Origin of the sequence: Symbiobacterium terraclitae (assembly GCF_017874315.1) — a bacterium.
GTDB classification, from domain to species: domain Bacteria; phylum Bacillota; class Sulfobacillia; order Symbiobacteriales; family Symbiobacteriaceae; genus Symbiobacterium; species Symbiobacterium terraclitae.
The window spans coordinates 95,251-109,820 of sequence record NZ_JAGGLG010000007.1 but is presented as its reverse complement, the minus strand read 5'-3'; the positions used below and the strand labels follow the sequence as shown (position 1 = coordinate 109,820).

General features: G+C 68.3%; 14 protein-coding genes. 10 read left to right on the top strand and 4 right to left on the bottom strand.

The window, feature by feature from the left end; all coding sequences use genetic code 11:
• Positions 1-2 precede the first annotated feature (2 nt).
• On the top strand, positions 3-881 hold the full coding sequence (locus tag J2Z79_RS06025) for an NAD-dependent epimerase/dehydratase family protein (protein WP_209465969.1): 879 nt from the start codon (positions 3-5) through the stop codon (positions 879-881).
• A gap of 82 nt (positions 882-963) precedes the next feature.
• Complete coding sequence (locus J2Z79_RS06020) at positions 964-1,698, top strand: outer spore coat protein CotE (RefSeq protein ID WP_209465968.1); 735 nt, start codon at positions 964-966, stop codon at positions 1,696-1,698.
• A gap of 68 nt (positions 1,699-1,766) precedes the next feature.
• On the opposite strand, the gene J2Z79_RS06015 is transcribed toward J2Z79_RS06020, so the two are convergent.
• Complete coding sequence (locus J2Z79_RS06015) at positions 1,767-2,831, bottom strand: CotH kinase family protein (protein ID WP_209465967.1); 1,065 nt, start codon at positions 2,829-2,831, stop codon at positions 1,767-1,769.
• A 113-nt stretch (positions 2,832-2,944) separates the two neighbouring features.
• Between J2Z79_RS06015 and J2Z79_RS06010 the strand changes: the two genes are divergently transcribed.
• Positions 2,945-3,721, top strand: coding sequence for a midas domain-containing protein (locus tag J2Z79_RS06010; protein ID WP_209465966.1), 777 nt, complete (start codon positions 2,945-2,947; stop codon positions 3,719-3,721).
• 203 nt (positions 3,722-3,924) lie between these two features.
• Here the strand turns inward: J2Z79_RS06010 and J2Z79_RS06005 are convergent, their stop codons facing one another.
• Positions 3,925-5,283, bottom strand: a complete 1,359-nt coding sequence (locus J2Z79_RS06005; RefSeq protein ID WP_209465965.1) for a UDP-glucose dehydrogenase family protein — start codon at positions 5,281-5,283, stop codon at positions 3,925-3,927.
• A 105-nt stretch (positions 5,284-5,388) separates the two neighbouring features.
• Here J2Z79_RS06005 and J2Z79_RS06000 point away from each other — a divergent pair, with 105 nt between their 5' ends.
• The 3 genes from J2Z79_RS06000 to J2Z79_RS05990 all read left to right on the top strand — a co-directional run bounded on the left by J2Z79_RS06000 (position 5,389) and on the right by J2Z79_RS05990 (position 9,068).
• Positions 5,389-6,165: an HAD-IIA family hydrolase gene (locus tag J2Z79_RS06000; protein ID WP_209465964.1), complete on the top strand. Its 777-nt coding sequence runs from the start codon at positions 5,389-5,391 to the stop codon at positions 6,163-6,165.
• 111 nt (positions 6,166-6,276) lie between these two features.
• Positions 6,277-8,172, top strand: a complete 1,896-nt coding sequence (locus J2Z79_RS05995; protein WP_209465963.1) for a PrkA family serine protein kinase — start codon at positions 6,277-6,279, stop codon at positions 8,170-8,172.
• Between the two features lie 404 nt (positions 8,173-8,576).
• On the top strand, positions 8,577-9,068 hold the full coding sequence (locus J2Z79_RS05990) for a hypothetical protein (protein ID WP_209465962.1): 492 nt from the start codon (positions 8,577-8,579) through the stop codon (positions 9,066-9,068).
• An 83-nt stretch (positions 9,069-9,151) separates the two neighbouring features.
• On the opposite strand, the gene J2Z79_RS05985 is transcribed toward J2Z79_RS05990, so the two are convergent.
• Both J2Z79_RS05985 and J2Z79_RS05980 read right to left on the bottom strand, forming a co-directional pair.
• Positions 9,152-9,667 carry a restriction endonuclease gene (locus J2Z79_RS05985; protein ID WP_209465961.1) on the bottom strand — a complete coding sequence of 172 codons (516 nt, stop codon included), beginning with the start codon at positions 9,665-9,667 and terminating at the stop codon, positions 9,152-9,154.
• A gap of 107 nt (positions 9,668-9,774) precedes the next feature.
• Positions 9,775-10,470, bottom strand: coding sequence for a phospholipase D family protein (locus J2Z79_RS05980; protein WP_209465960.1), 696 nt, complete (start codon positions 10,468-10,470; stop codon positions 9,775-9,777).
• A 341-nt stretch (positions 10,471-10,811) separates the two neighbouring features.
• Between J2Z79_RS05980 and J2Z79_RS05975 the strand changes: the two genes are divergently transcribed.
• The 4 genes from J2Z79_RS05975 to J2Z79_RS05960 are packed head-to-tail and all read left to right on the top strand — an operon-like array spanning position 10,812 to position 14,406.
• Entirely contained in the window at positions 10,812-11,576 is a 765-nt protein-coding gene (locus tag J2Z79_RS05975) for a DeoR/GlpR family DNA-binding transcription regulator (RefSeq protein ID WP_209465959.1), read from the top strand.
• Between the two features lie 17 nt (positions 11,577-11,593).
• On the top strand, positions 11,594-12,556 hold the full coding sequence (gene pfkB / locus J2Z79_RS05970; protein WP_209465958.1) for a 1-phosphofructokinase: 963 nt from the start codon (positions 11,594-11,596) through the stop codon (positions 12,554-12,556).
• The gene (locus J2Z79_RS05965) at positions 12,553-12,996 is read left to right on the top strand and encodes a PTS sugar transporter subunit IIA (protein WP_209465957.1); all 444 of its coding nucleotides are present in this window, start codon (positions 12,553-12,555) and stop codon (positions 12,994-12,996) included. Before pfkB ends, J2Z79_RS05965 begins: the two co-directional genes overlap by 4 nt.
• Before the next feature lie 39 nt (positions 12,997-13,035).
• Positions 13,036-14,406, top strand: coding sequence for a PTS fructose transporter subunit IIC (locus tag J2Z79_RS05960; protein WP_209465956.1), 1,371 nt, complete (start codon positions 13,036-13,038; stop codon positions 14,404-14,406).
• Positions 14,407-14,570 lie beyond the last annotated feature (164 nt).

Here is a 14,570-nt window from a genome sequence, read left to right as displayed (position 1 = left end):
CAATGGCGCGCTTTCTCGTGACCGGGGCGGCGGGGTTCATCGGTTCGCACCTGGTGGAGCATCTGCGCGCGTCCGGCCATACCGTGGTGGGGGTGGACCGCCGTCCGGGGGCCGACGTGCAGGGCGACCTGCTGGAGATGGACCTCGCCCCCCTGCTTGACGGGGCCGAGTACGTGATCCACCTCGCCGGCCAGCCGGGGGTGCGGGAGAGCTGGGATCAGTTCCCCGCCTACAGCCGGGGCAACATCGAGACGACCCAGCGCCTGCTGGAGGCCGCCAGGGGGCGGAGCCTGAAGAAGTTCGTCCTGGCCTCCACCTCGTCGGTCTACGGCGAGGCGCCCATGCCGGCCAAGGAGGACGGGCCGACGCTGCCCGTCTCGCCCTACGGCCTGACCAAGCTCGCGGCGGAGCGGCTGTGCGACCTGTACGGGCGGACGGCGGGCATCCCCTGGGTGGCCTTGCGGTACTTCACCGTCTACGGCCCCCGCCAGCGCCCGGACATGGCGTTCTCCCGCTGGCTGACCGCAGCGCTGACCGGCGCGCCGATCAAGATCTACGGCGACGGCCAGCAGCTGCGCGACTTCACCTACGTGGGCGACGCCGTGGTGGCGACGCAACGGGCGGCCCTCAACCCCGTGGTCGGCATGGCCATCAACGTGGGCGGCGGCACCGCCGTGACGGTGCGCAAGGCCATCCGGCTGATCGCAGCCGTCACCGGGCGTCCGGTCCGGCTGCAGTACCTGCCCCCCGCCCCGGGCGACATGCGGGAGACCCGGGCCGACACCACCCGGCTGTGGCAGGAGGTGGGCTTCCTGCCTTCGACGCCGCTGGAGGAAGGCCTCTGGCAGCAGTATCAGTGGCTCCTGGCGGGGCGGGAGTGAGAAGCGCCCCGCCCCCGCCATGAGCAGACGGTCTCCGGGTGGCATAGCCTGATACGAGAACATAACCCGAGGAGGATGACCCTTGTCCAGCATACGGTTGCAGGAGATCGTGACCCGTGCCGTCGTGGGACGATGCGACCGCCGGGTTGTCTGGTCGCGCTCCGCTCCCGCCGAGGATGCGGACTGCGTGCTCGGGGTTCACGTGAGCAGCACGGCCGTCACGGTGGAGCCCGGCGCCGAGGGGCCCGAGGTCCACCTGACCGCCGTTTGTGAGGTGTGGTGCGGCACCGCCGACCGTACCCGGGTGGAGCGTCTCACCTGTACACACGCCGAACCGGCCAACGTGCCGCTGATCGCCCAGGTCGTCGGCGATGTGGAGACCACCTGCAAGCTGGTCGGCGGCGTTCGCTGCGTCGAGGCCGAGGTGCGGGACGGGCTGATCCAGGTGACCCTGGAGTCCCGCATCGCCCTGGAGGCCGTCGGCCGGGCCCGCCTCTGGGTGAAGGCTTACGACCTGCTGACCGACGGCGAGGTCGAGGACCTCGACAGCTCCGTGAGCTCGGACTTCAGCGATTCCTCGGCGAGCGTGAGCGAGCCGGCCGGCGCGTTCGCTCCCGAGGTGGTGGCGGAGCACGAGGCGATCGTGGAACCGGACGAGGTTGCGGCTGAGGCGGAGGCGGAAGTGGAGCCGCAGCCCGAAGAGCATGTGGCCACGCTGAACGGCGTGCGCCAGCACTCCGCCCCCGAGCCCCGCCGGACGGCCGTCTCCCGGTTCCAGCGGTACTCGGGCCTGGCCCGGGTCTCGATCGTGCAATAGCCGCACACTCGCCCCCCGACTCGGGGGGCGTTTGTGCTGGGTGTGGTGATTCGCGCCGTTCACCCGCCCTACAGCGCATCCAGCTCTCGCAGCAGCAGCTCCCGGCGGTCCACCGCCCAGCGGCGCAGGCGCTCTACCTCCGCGGGGAAGTCGGCCTGCGCAAGGTAGGGGTCTCGCTCCAGCCAGCGCTCCAGCTGCTGGCTGAGCCGGTCGATCAGCGGGAGCACGGTGTCGGGGGCCAGCGGACCGCCGAGGGCGGTCCGGAAGGCGCGGCGGAAGCGCTCCCGCCCGTGCGGGTGGGTGAAGAGGCGGTGGGAGAGCTTGTTCCAGCCCGTCACCGGCACCCGGTCCAGGCGGGCGGGGCGGCCGTGGATGTCGATGCCCCAGGTGGCGTCGTAGTCCCACGGGATGATGCGGAAGCGGCGCTGGTTCGGCTCCAGGTACAGGGCGTAGTTGTGCATGAACCCGTCCCGGTTCCCGACGAAGACCGCCCCGATCACCCAGTGGATATAGCGCTCCAGGTCGAACCAGCGGGCGGCGACCTCCGGCACGTCCTCGGCCGGGGACAGGTTGATGGCCATCAGCATCTCTCGGATCGGGCCCGGATCGGCTCCGCCCAGCGCGAAATACCCCTTCTCCAGGGGTTCCTTCAGGGTGCGGGTGAAGGGGCTGATCAGTCCCAGGTTGGCGTTGCGGTTCACGGCGTAGAAGATGGGGCCCGGGGTCCAGCCCCGGCGCCGGCAGAAGTCCTCGTCCACTGACTCCAGGGCCACGTACAGCCCGGCCGGCTCGCCGCTGACGATCAGGTGTACGTGGCGCCACCGGGGCGCGTCCACGCCCAGGGCGGGGAAGAGCGTGTAGCAGAGCGCCGAACGGAGCAGGGTGGGGTCGACGAAGTCCGCGTTCAGGTGGATGCGGCGGACGGCGTGGCCGGCAGGCGGCTCGTCGGGCAGGCGCGCACCCCGCAGGGTCACCTGCAACGACCGCTTGGGGAACTTCCGGGAGTGCGCCCCCCGGATGCGCACGGAGACAGGCAGGGCGGGCCCCCGGTCCCAGCTGAGCTGGCCGGTCACGCTGCCCTCGGCCAGCCTCGGCCACGGGTCTGGCCCCAGGTCGAGTTCACACAAGTGCACGAAACTTCTGCCCCCTCCAGGCCCGGCCCAGGTGACGGAATACGCCGGGCGGGCATAGGATGGAACGTCAGGTCGCAGCAGGGACCGCACAACCACCTCGGAGGGATGGGAGCATGACGCAGTTCGAGAACCTGGCTGATCGCCTGCTGGAAGTGGTCGAGGAAGAGAAGCTGGATATGGATTCACTCTATGCTGAGGAGCCGGTCCGGGCTCACCTGCTGCAGGCCACCGGTGATGGCGAGGGTGACGAGGACGCCGGCTCGGGCGACGGCTCGGGCGGTTCGGGTGACGGTTCGGGCAGCGGCTCCTACGGCGACGAGGAGGACGGTTCGGGCAGCGGCTCCTACGGCGACGAGGAGGACGGTTCGGGCAGCGGCTCCTACGGCGATGAGGAGGATGGTTCGGGCGGCGGTTCCGGCGACGAGGAGGACGGTTCGGGCTATGACGCCGACGCCGAGGGCGACGGCTCGGGCGACGATGCTGACGCCGAGGCCGACGGCTCGGGCGACGACGCCGACGCTGAGGGCGACGACTCGGGCGGCGAGGCCGACGCCGAGGGCGACGGCTCGGGCGACGAGGCCGACGCCGAGGGCGACGGCTCGGGCGACGAGGCCGATGCCGAGGGCGACGGCTCGGGCGACGACGCTGACGCCGAGGGCGAGGGATCAGGCGACGACGCTGACGCCGAGGGCGAAGGGTCGGGCGACGACGCTGACGCCGAGGGCGACGGCTCGGGTGACGACGCCGACGCCGAGGGTGACGGCTCGGGCGACGACGCTGACGCCGAGGGCGACGGCTCGGGTGACGACGCCGACGCCGAGGCTGATGGCTCGGATGGCGGCTCCGGCGACGAGGAGGCCGACGGATCGGGCGGTGACTCCGACGCCTAGGACGGCGGCTCGGGCAGCGGTTCCGGCGATGTCAGGCAGGTAAGTGTAATGATGTATAAGCAAAACCCCGAGGGGTTCAGCCCTCGGGGTTCTCTTGTGGCATCAGCCGGCCAGCCGCAGAACCCGGTGGCGCCGGGGTGCCGCCCGCGTCGGCTGACCGGCAGCATGGTCTGGTGGCGCTGGGGTGACCAGGGCCCACCCGGCTAGGCGGGAGGGTGGAACCCCCGGTCCCGCCCGACGCCCCGGTAGCGCAGGCCGGCTGTCGCCATCACCTCGGGGTCGAAGAGGTTCCGGGCGTCCACGACGAGGTCGCCTGCGAGGGCGGTGCGGATCGCCTCCGGCGGGGCGGCGGCGTACTCCGGCCACTCCGTCAGCACCAGCAGCGCGTCGGCTCCCCTGGCCGCCTCCCACATGTCGTCAACCAACGTGAGCCCGTCCGGCAGGCCGGCGCCAGGCGCCGGCACCCCCGTGCTGGCAGGGGCGCTGCCTTCCCGCTGCACGCCCGTGCCCGTCAGGGCCGCTGCGAAGGTGCGGCGGGCCTCGGGGTCGTGGGCGACCACCCGGGCCCCATGCGCCAGCAGCGCCGGGATGATCTCCAGGGCCGGCGACTCCCGCACGTCGTCGGTGCCCGCCTTGAAGGCGAGGCCCCAGACGGCGATGCGCTTCCCCGCCACGGGTCCCAGCTTCGCCAGCACCCGCTGCCGCTGGCGCCGGTTGGCCCGCTCGGCAGCGGGGAGGAGGTCGAGGCGGACCCGCCGCCGCCGTGCGGTCCAGCGCAGCGCGGCCAGGTCCTTGGGCAGGCAGGAGCCGCCGTACCCGGGACCGGGCGCCAGGAAGTGCGGGCCGATGCGGCGGTCCAGCCCCACGCCCCTGAGCACGGTCAGGCCGTCGGCGCCCAGGCTGTCGGCCACGGCCGCCACCTCGTTGGTGAACGAGAGCTTGACGGCCAGGAAGGCGTTGCTGGCATACTTGATCAGTTCCGCCTCCTCCCATCCCGTGACCACCACCGGCGCGTCGATGCCCCGGTAGAGCGCCGCCACCTGCCGGGCGGCGGCGGGCTGCGCGGCGCCGACGACGATGCGGTCGGGGTGGAAGAAGTCGTGGATGGCGGTTCCCTCCCGCAGAAACTCGGGGTTCGATACCACGGCGAAGCCGGCACCCAGCCGCTGCTGGGCCCGGCGGTTCGTCCCAGGGGGCACGGTGGACTTGACGACGACGGTCAGTTCGCCCGACCGTCTCTGCCGGCGCAGATCTCCGAGCAGGCGCCAGAGGGCCGAGAGGTTCGGGGCGCCGGAGGCGGTGGGCGGGGTGCCCACGCAGGCGATCAGCACCTCGGCGCCGTCCAGCGCCTCGCTCAGGTCGGTGGTCACCTTGAGGGCCCGCCCCAGGTGTCGCTGGAGCAGGGCGTCCAGCCCGGGTTCGAAGATGGGGCTCTCGCCTCGCTTCAGTCTGGCCACTCGTTCGACGTCGATTTCCAGGAGCGTGACCTGGTGGCCCAGTTCGCAAAGGCAGGCTGCAGTGGTCAGGCCCACATAGCCCGCTCCGGCTACGGCGATTGGCAAGACGCTCCCCCCCGGTTCGATTGTTCTGTGTATCCTATGGCGCAGGAGTTCATCCGGCCTTAGCGAACCTGTGCAAAGCGCAAAGCTCACAGGGGGTTGCGTCATTTGAAGCAGTACAAGGGCTACGTCTTCGACCTGGACGGCACCATCTACCTCGGCGACCACGCCATCCCCGGCGCACCCGAGACGCTGGCGGAGCTGCGCCGGCGGGGGGCCAGGGTGGCGTTCCTCTCCAACAAGCCCATCGAGCCGGCGGCCAGCTACGCGGCCAAGCTGAACCGCCTGGGCATCCAGGCGGCGGTGGAGGAGGTGCTCAACTCCTCGATCATCATGGCCCGCTACCTGAGCCGCCACGCACCGGGGGCCAGGGTTTACCTGATCGGCGAGGAGCCCCTGGCGGAGGAGCTGCGGAAGCGGGGCATCAAGCTGGTGGCGGACCCGCTGGCCTGCGAGTACGTGGTGGTCTCGTGGGACCGGCAGTTCACCTACAAGAAGCTGAACGACGCCCTGCAGGCCATCCGCAACGGCGCACGGTTCATCGCCACGCACCCCGACCGCACCTGCCCGGTGCCGGGCGGTGAGGTGGCCGACGTGGGCGGGATGATCGGCGCGGTGGAGGGCGTCACCGGCAAGAAGGTGGAGCTGATCACCGGCAAGCCGTCGCCCATCACGGTGCAGGAGGCCATGGACCTGCTGGGGCTCACCCCCGACGAGTGCATCATGGTCGGCGACCGGCTGGAGACTGACATGCGCATGGGACGGGAGGCCGGCATGGCGACGGCGCTGGTGCTGACGGGCGTCACCCGGCGGGAGCAGGTGGAGCACTCGCCGTGGAAGCCGGACTACGTGCTGGAGAGCGTGGCCGGGCTGGTGGCGGAATAGCGAGGGAGGGGGCCTGGCCCCCTCCTTTTTCGTGACACCGGGGCTGCCCTCGCTCATATACTTTAATCCAACCGCTGACAGGGTGCGGGCGTGTGGGAGAGGAGGGTACCCGTGGACCTGAAGGAGCGACTGGAGCAGCACCGGGCGGAGGAACAGCGTCTGGCCTGGGAAGGCACCTTCCTGGACTACTTCGAGATTGTGAAGCGCAACCCCGCAGTGGCCGACCTGGCGCACGCGCGGGTTTACAACATGATCATGAACGCCGGCGTCGAGAAGGGGCCGGACGGCCAGAAACTTTTCAAGTTCTTTACCGGCGAGATCTTCGGGCTGGAGAAGCCGCTGGAGCAACTGGTGGAGTACTTCAGCTCCGCGGCCAAGCGGCTGGAGGTGCGCAAGCGGATCCTGCTCCTGATGGGGCCGGTGGGCGGCGGCAAGTCGACCATCGTCTCGCTCCTCAAGCGCGGGCTGGAGCGCTGGTCGCGCACGGAGGCGGGGGCGATCTACGCCATCAAGGGCTGCCCGATGCACGAGGAGCCGCTCCACCTGATCCCCGAGGAACTGCGGGAGGAGATACGGAAGGAGTACGGCATCTACATCGAGGGCGACCTGTGCCCCGCCTGCCGGCAGATGCTCAAGGACAAGTACGACGGCCGGATCGAGGACGTGATCGTGCAGCGCATCGCCTTCTCGGAGAAGAACCGGGTGGGCATCGGCACGTTCACCCCGTCGGACCCCAAGAGCCAGGACATCTCCGAGCTGACGGGCTCGGTGGACCTGAGCACCATCGGGCAGTACGGCACCGAGTCGGACCCCAGGGCCTACCGGTTCGACGGCGAGCTGAACGTGGCCAACCGCGGCCTCATGGAGTTCATCGAGATGCTGAAGTGCGACGAGAAGTTCCTCTACGGCCTGCTCACCCTCAGCCAGGAGCAGTCCATCAAGACCGGCCGCTTCGCCATGATCTACGCAGACGAGGTCATCATCAGCCATACCAACGAGAATGAGTTCAACGCGTTTGTAAGCAATAAGAAGAACGAAGCGCTGAAGGACCGCATGATCCTCGTGCGTGTGCCGTACAACCTGAAGGTCAACGACGAGGTCCGCATCTACGAGAAGCTGCTGGCCGACTCGGGGCTGAAGGGCATCCACATCGCACCGCACACCCTCCGCATCGCCTCGATGTTCGCCATCCTCACCCGGCTGGAGCCGTCCAAGAAGGCGGGCCTCAGCCTCATCAAGAAGCTGAAGCTCTACAACGGCGAGTCCGTGGAGGGGTTCACGCAGAAGGACATCAAGGAGCTGCAGGAAGAGGCGCAGCGGGAGGGGATGATGGGCATCTCCCCGCGCTACATCATCAACCGGCTCTCCAGCGCCCTGGTGAAGGAGGGCGTCACCTGCATCAACCCGCTGGACGCCCTGCGGGCGCTCAAGGACGGCTTCGAGCAGCACACCGGCATCACGCGCGAGGACAAGGAGAACTACCTGAACTTCATTTACGAGGCGCGCAAGGAGTACGACGAGCTGGCCCGCAACGAGATCCAGCGCGCCTTCATCTACGCGTTCGAGGAGACGGCCCGCTCGGTGTTCAACAACTACCTGGACAACGTGGAAGCCTACGTGAACAAGCAGAAGCTGATCGACCCGATCACCGAGGAGGAGGTCGACCCGGACGAGAAGCTGATGCGCTCCATCGAGGAGCAGATCGGGGTGACCGAGAACGCCAAGAAGGCGTTCCGGGAGGAGATCATGATCCGCATCTCGACGCTGGCCCGCAAGGGGCAGAAGTTCGAGTACACGAGCCACGAGCGGCTGAAGGAGGCCATCGAGAAGAAGCTGTTCGCGGACATGAAGAACGTGGTGAAGATCACCACGTCCACCCGCACCCCGGACCCGGAGCAGCAGAAGCGGATCAACGAGGTGGTGCAGCGGCTGATCGACGAGCACGGCTACTGCGAGGTCTGCGCCAACGAGCTGATCCGGTACGTGGGCACGTTGTTGAGCAGGTAGGTTGGCGGCGCGAGCGGCGGCGAGCACCGGCGTTCAGGGGGCGCTCGCCTGGTGATCCGGCTGACCTGGCAGGAGATCAGACAGAGCACCCCCACGCGTCGAGGAGGCGCTGGGGGTGCTTCGGTCGTTCCTCTCGCCCATACCCTTGGAATGGGCAGCGGGACCAAAGTGGCGGGGGAGGCATCGCCCGGACAACATTCATCATCGGTGCGGGCATCGGCGGACTGGGGGCGGCCGTGGCCCTGTACGCATTCGCGGCCAGCGCGGCCGGCCAGGCGAGTGGAAGCGGTCGAACCTGCTGCCTGACGAGGCGGCTCACTTCCAGGGGAGCAGCCCGCACTGGGCGGAAAGCTATCCGCAAGGGATGAGGCCAGTCAGACAGTGGGCATGAGGGGGCACGATGGATGGCAGGATCTGTTGAGGGTCGCATCGGCGGCGCCCTGGCGGGCAACGATATCCGCGTTACGTATGAGAACGGCGGCATCAGAGGGCGCTTCGGCGGTGCCCTGACGGGCAAGGACGTCAACCTCTTCTTCGATGGTGCGGTCCTGCGCGGGCGCTGGGGCGGCGCGATCGTCGGGAAGGATCTCTACTTCGCAATCAGCGGGAATGAGGGCCGGGGACGGATGGGAGGCGAGGTCGTCGGCTGGGACATCGCGCTGGCGCAGTCCGGCGACCAGATCACCGGCCGGATCGGCGGGACCATCTCCGGCGCTGACCTGCGGCTGACCGCCGCAGGTGGCCGCCTCACCGGTCGGATCGGCGGCGACTTCGTCGGCAAGGACTGCAACCTGCAGGTCGACGGCGTGCCCTCCCTGGTCGCGGCCGCGCTGGCGGCCATGGTCTACTACCAGCTCCACCTGGATAGCTCCTCAAGCGCGTCGGCGAGTTCGTAGAGGGGCACCTGAGGGGCCTGCCGCTGCGGGACGGCCCGGGCAGAACTGGAGCCCGCTGGTCGCGCTCTGCCCCTGAGGTGGCGTTAACCCGCCCGCCCCTGACGGAACTCCTCTGTAAGGTGGTCGCGGTCGATGAGGTACACGCCGAGCTTGCGCGCACTCTCCTTGGCGTTCTCTGTGAAGTAGGAGGTAGTGACGACGATGGCCCGGGCGCAATCATAGTAGTCCTTGCCCGAGTAGACCTCCTGAACCGCCCGGACGCCTACGGAGTTCCGGCGGTCGTATCGCTTGGCCTGTACGGCGATCCGCTCTCCCGTCCCGGGGCGGGTCAGAATCAGGTCAACGCCATAGTCTCCGGAGGCGGGCGTGAGTGCGACCTTGAAGCCCTTGCGCTCGAACAGCACCCTGAGGAACTGCTCGAACTCCTCACCGGACATCCGGTCCAACTGGGCCATTTCCCGGGCAGGTCGCAACCTGGCGCGCGCCTTTCTGCTCCGCGGAGTCAGCAGCGAGAGCACGAATGACACAAGCGCGATGGGCACGAACAAGACGAACGTGATCCACCAGATGTCCAGGACTGCTCTTATGCTGCTTGCCATCGGTCGGTCACTCCATGTCACCTTTGAAGAGCCGGCTGCCCCAGGGTGCGCCTGCTGGCATGGCCACCAGGCCCGGGTAGCAGGGTGACGCCCTCGAAGGGCCTTGACTACAGTTGGATGTCCTTTGGCCAGAGAAAGTACGGGCCGTGCTTCTTGGAGAACATGAACTGACCGCCGGCCCGTTTTCCTTCGTCGGTGAGCCTGACTTTGTCACCGTCCTTGGTAAGCCAGCTCTTCGCGATTAGCAGCTCGACCAGCTCTCCTGTGCGAAGTCCGCGTTCCCGGGCGAGTTTCGACGTCGTCAGCTTGTCGTAGCCTTGCTCGTCCCTGACAGCGTCCGACGAGTCCGGTTCCTCGCCGTCGGTGCCATCGAACTGGACTGTTTCACTGACCCTGATCAGCCGCAGGGCCTCCTCATACGTGTCGCGGTAAAGCTCGGGGTCCACGTCTCTCTGAATGTAGACCCCCATCTCGTTGTTGTTGATCTGGCTGAACTCGTACAAGTTCATCGATGTGATGATGGCCGCCTGCTCGTTGAGGTAGCACTTCGCATGGAGGTTCTGGCAGAAGAAGGTCCGCACGAACTCCATGGAACGAAGCCAGTTCATCTCCTGCGGCGCCAGTTCAGTCTTTCCGTACACGATCCGGACGTCGATCTTCATGCGGTCTTTGTCCGCCAGAAGCTCCTTAACCCGGTCGTTGAACTTCAGATACGGACTGATCAAAATCAGCCGCTCCTGGGCCTTCTTGATCAGCTCTTCCAGGTAGTAGTTCGTTGCGGTTGTGTTGAGGAACTTGGCCACGTCTTGCTCCTCTCCTCGATGACCCGTCGGATCATCTATAGTTGTCTGGTCTATTGTTCAATTACTTGAGCCCTAAGTCCTCCCGGTGCATCCAGCAGATCTGCTTCGGCCGGACCAGAACCAGCCATGACTGGCAACCGGATAGCGGTCTCCTCAGCGATGGGCAGCGAAGAGGACCCCACTCCACGCACCAGGGAGTCGGGGTCCTCTCCTCTTCCGGACCTCACCAGACCTGCTTACCGCCCGTTTTCCGTATTGACTGATCACCCGCGATCGCCTATACTCAAAACCGAGCATAAACGAGCACAAACAGCCACGATTACATGACAGGACGTGATCGGATGTTCCCGGAAGAGCGCAAGCGTCGCATCCTCGAGCGGGTACGCAGCGGCGCATCCGTCACCGTGCAGGACCTCAGCCAGGCCTTCGGCGTGTCGGAGTCGACCATCCGGCGGGACCTGCGGGAGCTGGAGCGCGAGGGCCTCTTGGAGCGGACGCACGGCGGCGCCGTCCCGGCGGACCCCACCCGCGAGGAGCCCAGCTACTTCGAGAAGACCGACCAGAACCGGGCGGAGAAGGTGGCCATCGCCCGGGTGGCTGCGGGCATGGTGCACGACGGGGCCTCGATCATCCTGGATGCCGGCACGACCACGCTGGAGATCGCCCGGCTGCTCAAGGACCGCCGCAACCTGACGGTGGTGACCAACGCCTATCCCATCGCCGCCGAGCTGGCGGATGCCCCCGGCGTCGAGGTGATCGTCACGGGCGGATCGGTCAGGGGCAACACCCTGGCCCTGGTGGGCCCGCTGGCCGAGCAGGCCCTGGAGCAGGTCAACGTCGACATGGTGTTCCTCGGCACCAACGGCATCGACCTCGAGCGGGGGCTCACCACGCCCACGCCGGCCGAGGCGTCCGTCAAGCGGCGGATGATCGCCTCTGCCCGCAAGGTCGTGGTGGTGGCCGACAGCTCGAAGGTCGGGCGCGTCGCCTTCGCCACTGTCGCCCCCGTGGCCGGCATGCATATGCTGATCAGCGACCGGGGGATGGACCAGCGCTTCGCCGCCGAACTGGTGGCCCGGGGCGTTCAGGTGCTCACCGCCGAGTAAAGGGGATGCATACAACGTTGAAGACCATCACAGCCGTCGCCCTCAACCCAGCCATCGACCGCACCCTGCTGGTCCCCGGGTTCACCGCCGGCGCCACCAACCGGGTGGCCGCGGTCCGCATGGACCCCGGGGGCAAGGGGATCAACGTCGCCCGGGTCGCGCGGGCCCTGGGCGCCCCCGTGCAGGTCCTCGGCTTCCTGGGCGAGGAGAACGCGGACCTCATCCTCAGGAGCCTCACGCAGGAGCAGGTGGCTCATCGGTTCCTGATGGTCCCCGGCGAGACCCGAGTCAACCTCAAGATCATCGAGCCGGCCACCGGGCAGCTGACCGAGCTGAACGAGAGCGGCTTTACGGTGTCGGAGCAGCGGGTGCAGGAACTCGTCGCCCTGGTGGAGCAGCTGCTGCCGGAGACGGCGGTGCTGGTCCTGGCCGGCAGCCTGCCGGCGGGCGTCCCCGTCACCGTCTACCGGGACCTCATCGCCCTCGCGCGCCGGGCCGGGGTGCCGACCATCCTGGACACCGACGGCGAGCCGATGCGCGCTGCGCTGGCCGCCCATCCCACCCTCATCAAGCCGAACCTCGCCGAGACCGAGCGCCTGCTGGGCCGCCGCCTGAAGACCCCCGATGCCGTGGTGCAGGGCGCCCGTCAGCTCCTGGCGGAGGGCCCTGAGGTGGTGGTGGTCTCCAGCGGCGCAGACGGCGCGGCGCTGGTGACCGGCCGGCAGTCGTGGTGGGCGACGCCCCCCGACATCCGCCCGGGCAGCACCGTGGGCGCCGGCGACTCGATGGTGGCCGGCTTCGCCGTGGCGCTCAGCCGGGGCCTGTCCCTGCCGGATGCGCTCCGGCTGGCCACCGCGGCGGGCACCGCCACGGCGGGCCTCGACGGAACGCAGGTATGCACAGGCGGCGCGGTGGAGGCCGTGTTGCCCCGTGTGCGCATAGCCGAGTGGAATCCCGCAGAAGGAGGTGAAGCCAAGTGAGCATCCGGGAACTGATCACACCTGAAACGGTAACCCTCGATCTCAAGGCCGGAACACCCGAGGAGGCCATGGCCGAGCTGGGCGCGCTGCTGGTGAAGACCGGTGCGGTGACGGATCTGGAGACCTACCTGCAGGCGGTGAAGGCGCGGGAGGCGCTGGGCACCACCGCGGTGGGGTTCGGCGTGGCGATCCCCCACGGGAAGAGCGGCGGCGTCAGCCGGGCGGCGGTCGCCTTCGGCCGCAGCCGGAGCGGCCTCGCCTGGGAGAGCCTGGACGGCGAGCCCGTGCAGATGGTCTTTTTGATCGCCGCGCCGGACGGCGCCCACGACCTGCACCTCAAGGCGCTTTCGCAGCTCGCCCGGCTGCTCATGCACGAGGAGGTCCGCCAGAAGCTGCTGACGGCCGAGAGCCCCGCCGATGTCGTCAACGCCCTCCAGTGAACCGCAGAACCTGGTGAACAGCTAACCCTTCCATGGGAGGTGCCGCACGTGTCGAAGAAGCTGGTTGCCGTTACCTCTTGTCCAACCGGCATTGCCCACACCTACATGGCGGCCGAGGCGCTGCAGAAGGCCGCCGCGGCCAAGCAGATGACCATCAAGGTCGAGACCCGTGGTTCGATTGGGGCGGAGAACGTGCTCACCGATGACGACATCCGCGAGGCCGACGCCGTCATCATCGCGGCGAACACGCAGGTGGATAAGTCCCGCTTTGCCGGCAAGCCGCTGATCGAGGTCGGCGTGGGCGACGCCATCAAGGACCCGGCCGGGCTGATCGACCGGGCGCTGGCCGCCAAGCCGGACCTCGTGGCCCAGGTCGAGGAGATCAAGAAGGAGCGGAAGGCGCAGGCCACGGGCTGGTACAAGCACCTGATGACCGGCGTCTCCTACATGATCCCCTTCACCGTGGCCGGCGGTATCCTGATCGCCATCTCGTTCATGTTCGGCATCGAGGCCGCGGCGACCGAGGGCACGTTCGCCTACGTTCTCAACGTCATCGGCGGCCAGGCCGGCTTCGGCTTCATGGTCCCGATCCTCGCGGCCTTCATCGCCTACTCCATCGCCGACCGCCCGGGCATCGCCCCCGGCATGGCCGCCGGCTTCCTGGCCAACTCGGTGGGCGCCGGCTTCCTCGGGGCCATCGTGGGCGGCTTCCTGGCCGGCTACCTGGTCTTCTACCTGAACAAGTGGATCCGGCTGCCCCGCACGCTGGAGGGCATGAAGCCGGTGCTGATCCTGCCGCTGCTGGGCGTGGGCATTACGGGCCTCATCATGGTGTACGTGCTGAACGAGCCCATGGCGGCGATCATGGCGGGCCTGCAGAACTGGCTGACGGGCCTGAGCGGCGGCTCCGCCGTGGTGCTGGGCCTGATCCTCGGGGCGATGATGGCCTTCGACATGGGCGGCCCCGTCAACAAGGCTGCGTACGCCTTCGGCACGGGCCTGCTGGCCTCGCAGGTGTACGAGCCCATGGCCGCCGTCATGGCCGCCGGCATGACCCCGCCGCTGGGCCTCTTCCTGGCGACCCTCCTGGCGCCCAAGAAGTACACCGACGAGGAGCGTGAGGCGGGCAAGGCCGCCGCAGTGCTGGGCATCTCGTTCATCACCGAGGGTGCGATCCCGTTCGCCGCCGCCGACCCGTTCCGGGTCATCCCCGCCATCATGGCCGGCTCGGCCGTCACCGGCGCCCTCTCGATGGCCTTCGGCGCCAAGCTGATGGTGCCGCACGGCGGCATCTGGGTGCTGCCCATGGGCAACGTGATCACGAACCTGGGCCTCTACCTGGTGGCCATCGCCATCGGTACCGTCGTCACCGCACTCGTCGTCAACCTGCTGAAGCCGAACAAGGAGTAAGCTGCTGCACCGGAGGGCGAGACGAGGCTCCCACCCAGGCGTCTGGGCGGGAGCCTCTTTGCATGCATTCCTGGCCTGGGAAGCCGCACCCCTGCGTGGGTACGGCCTCGCACTGTGCGCGAACCTTACATTTTTATAACTGACAGCTGTAACCGAACTCAAAG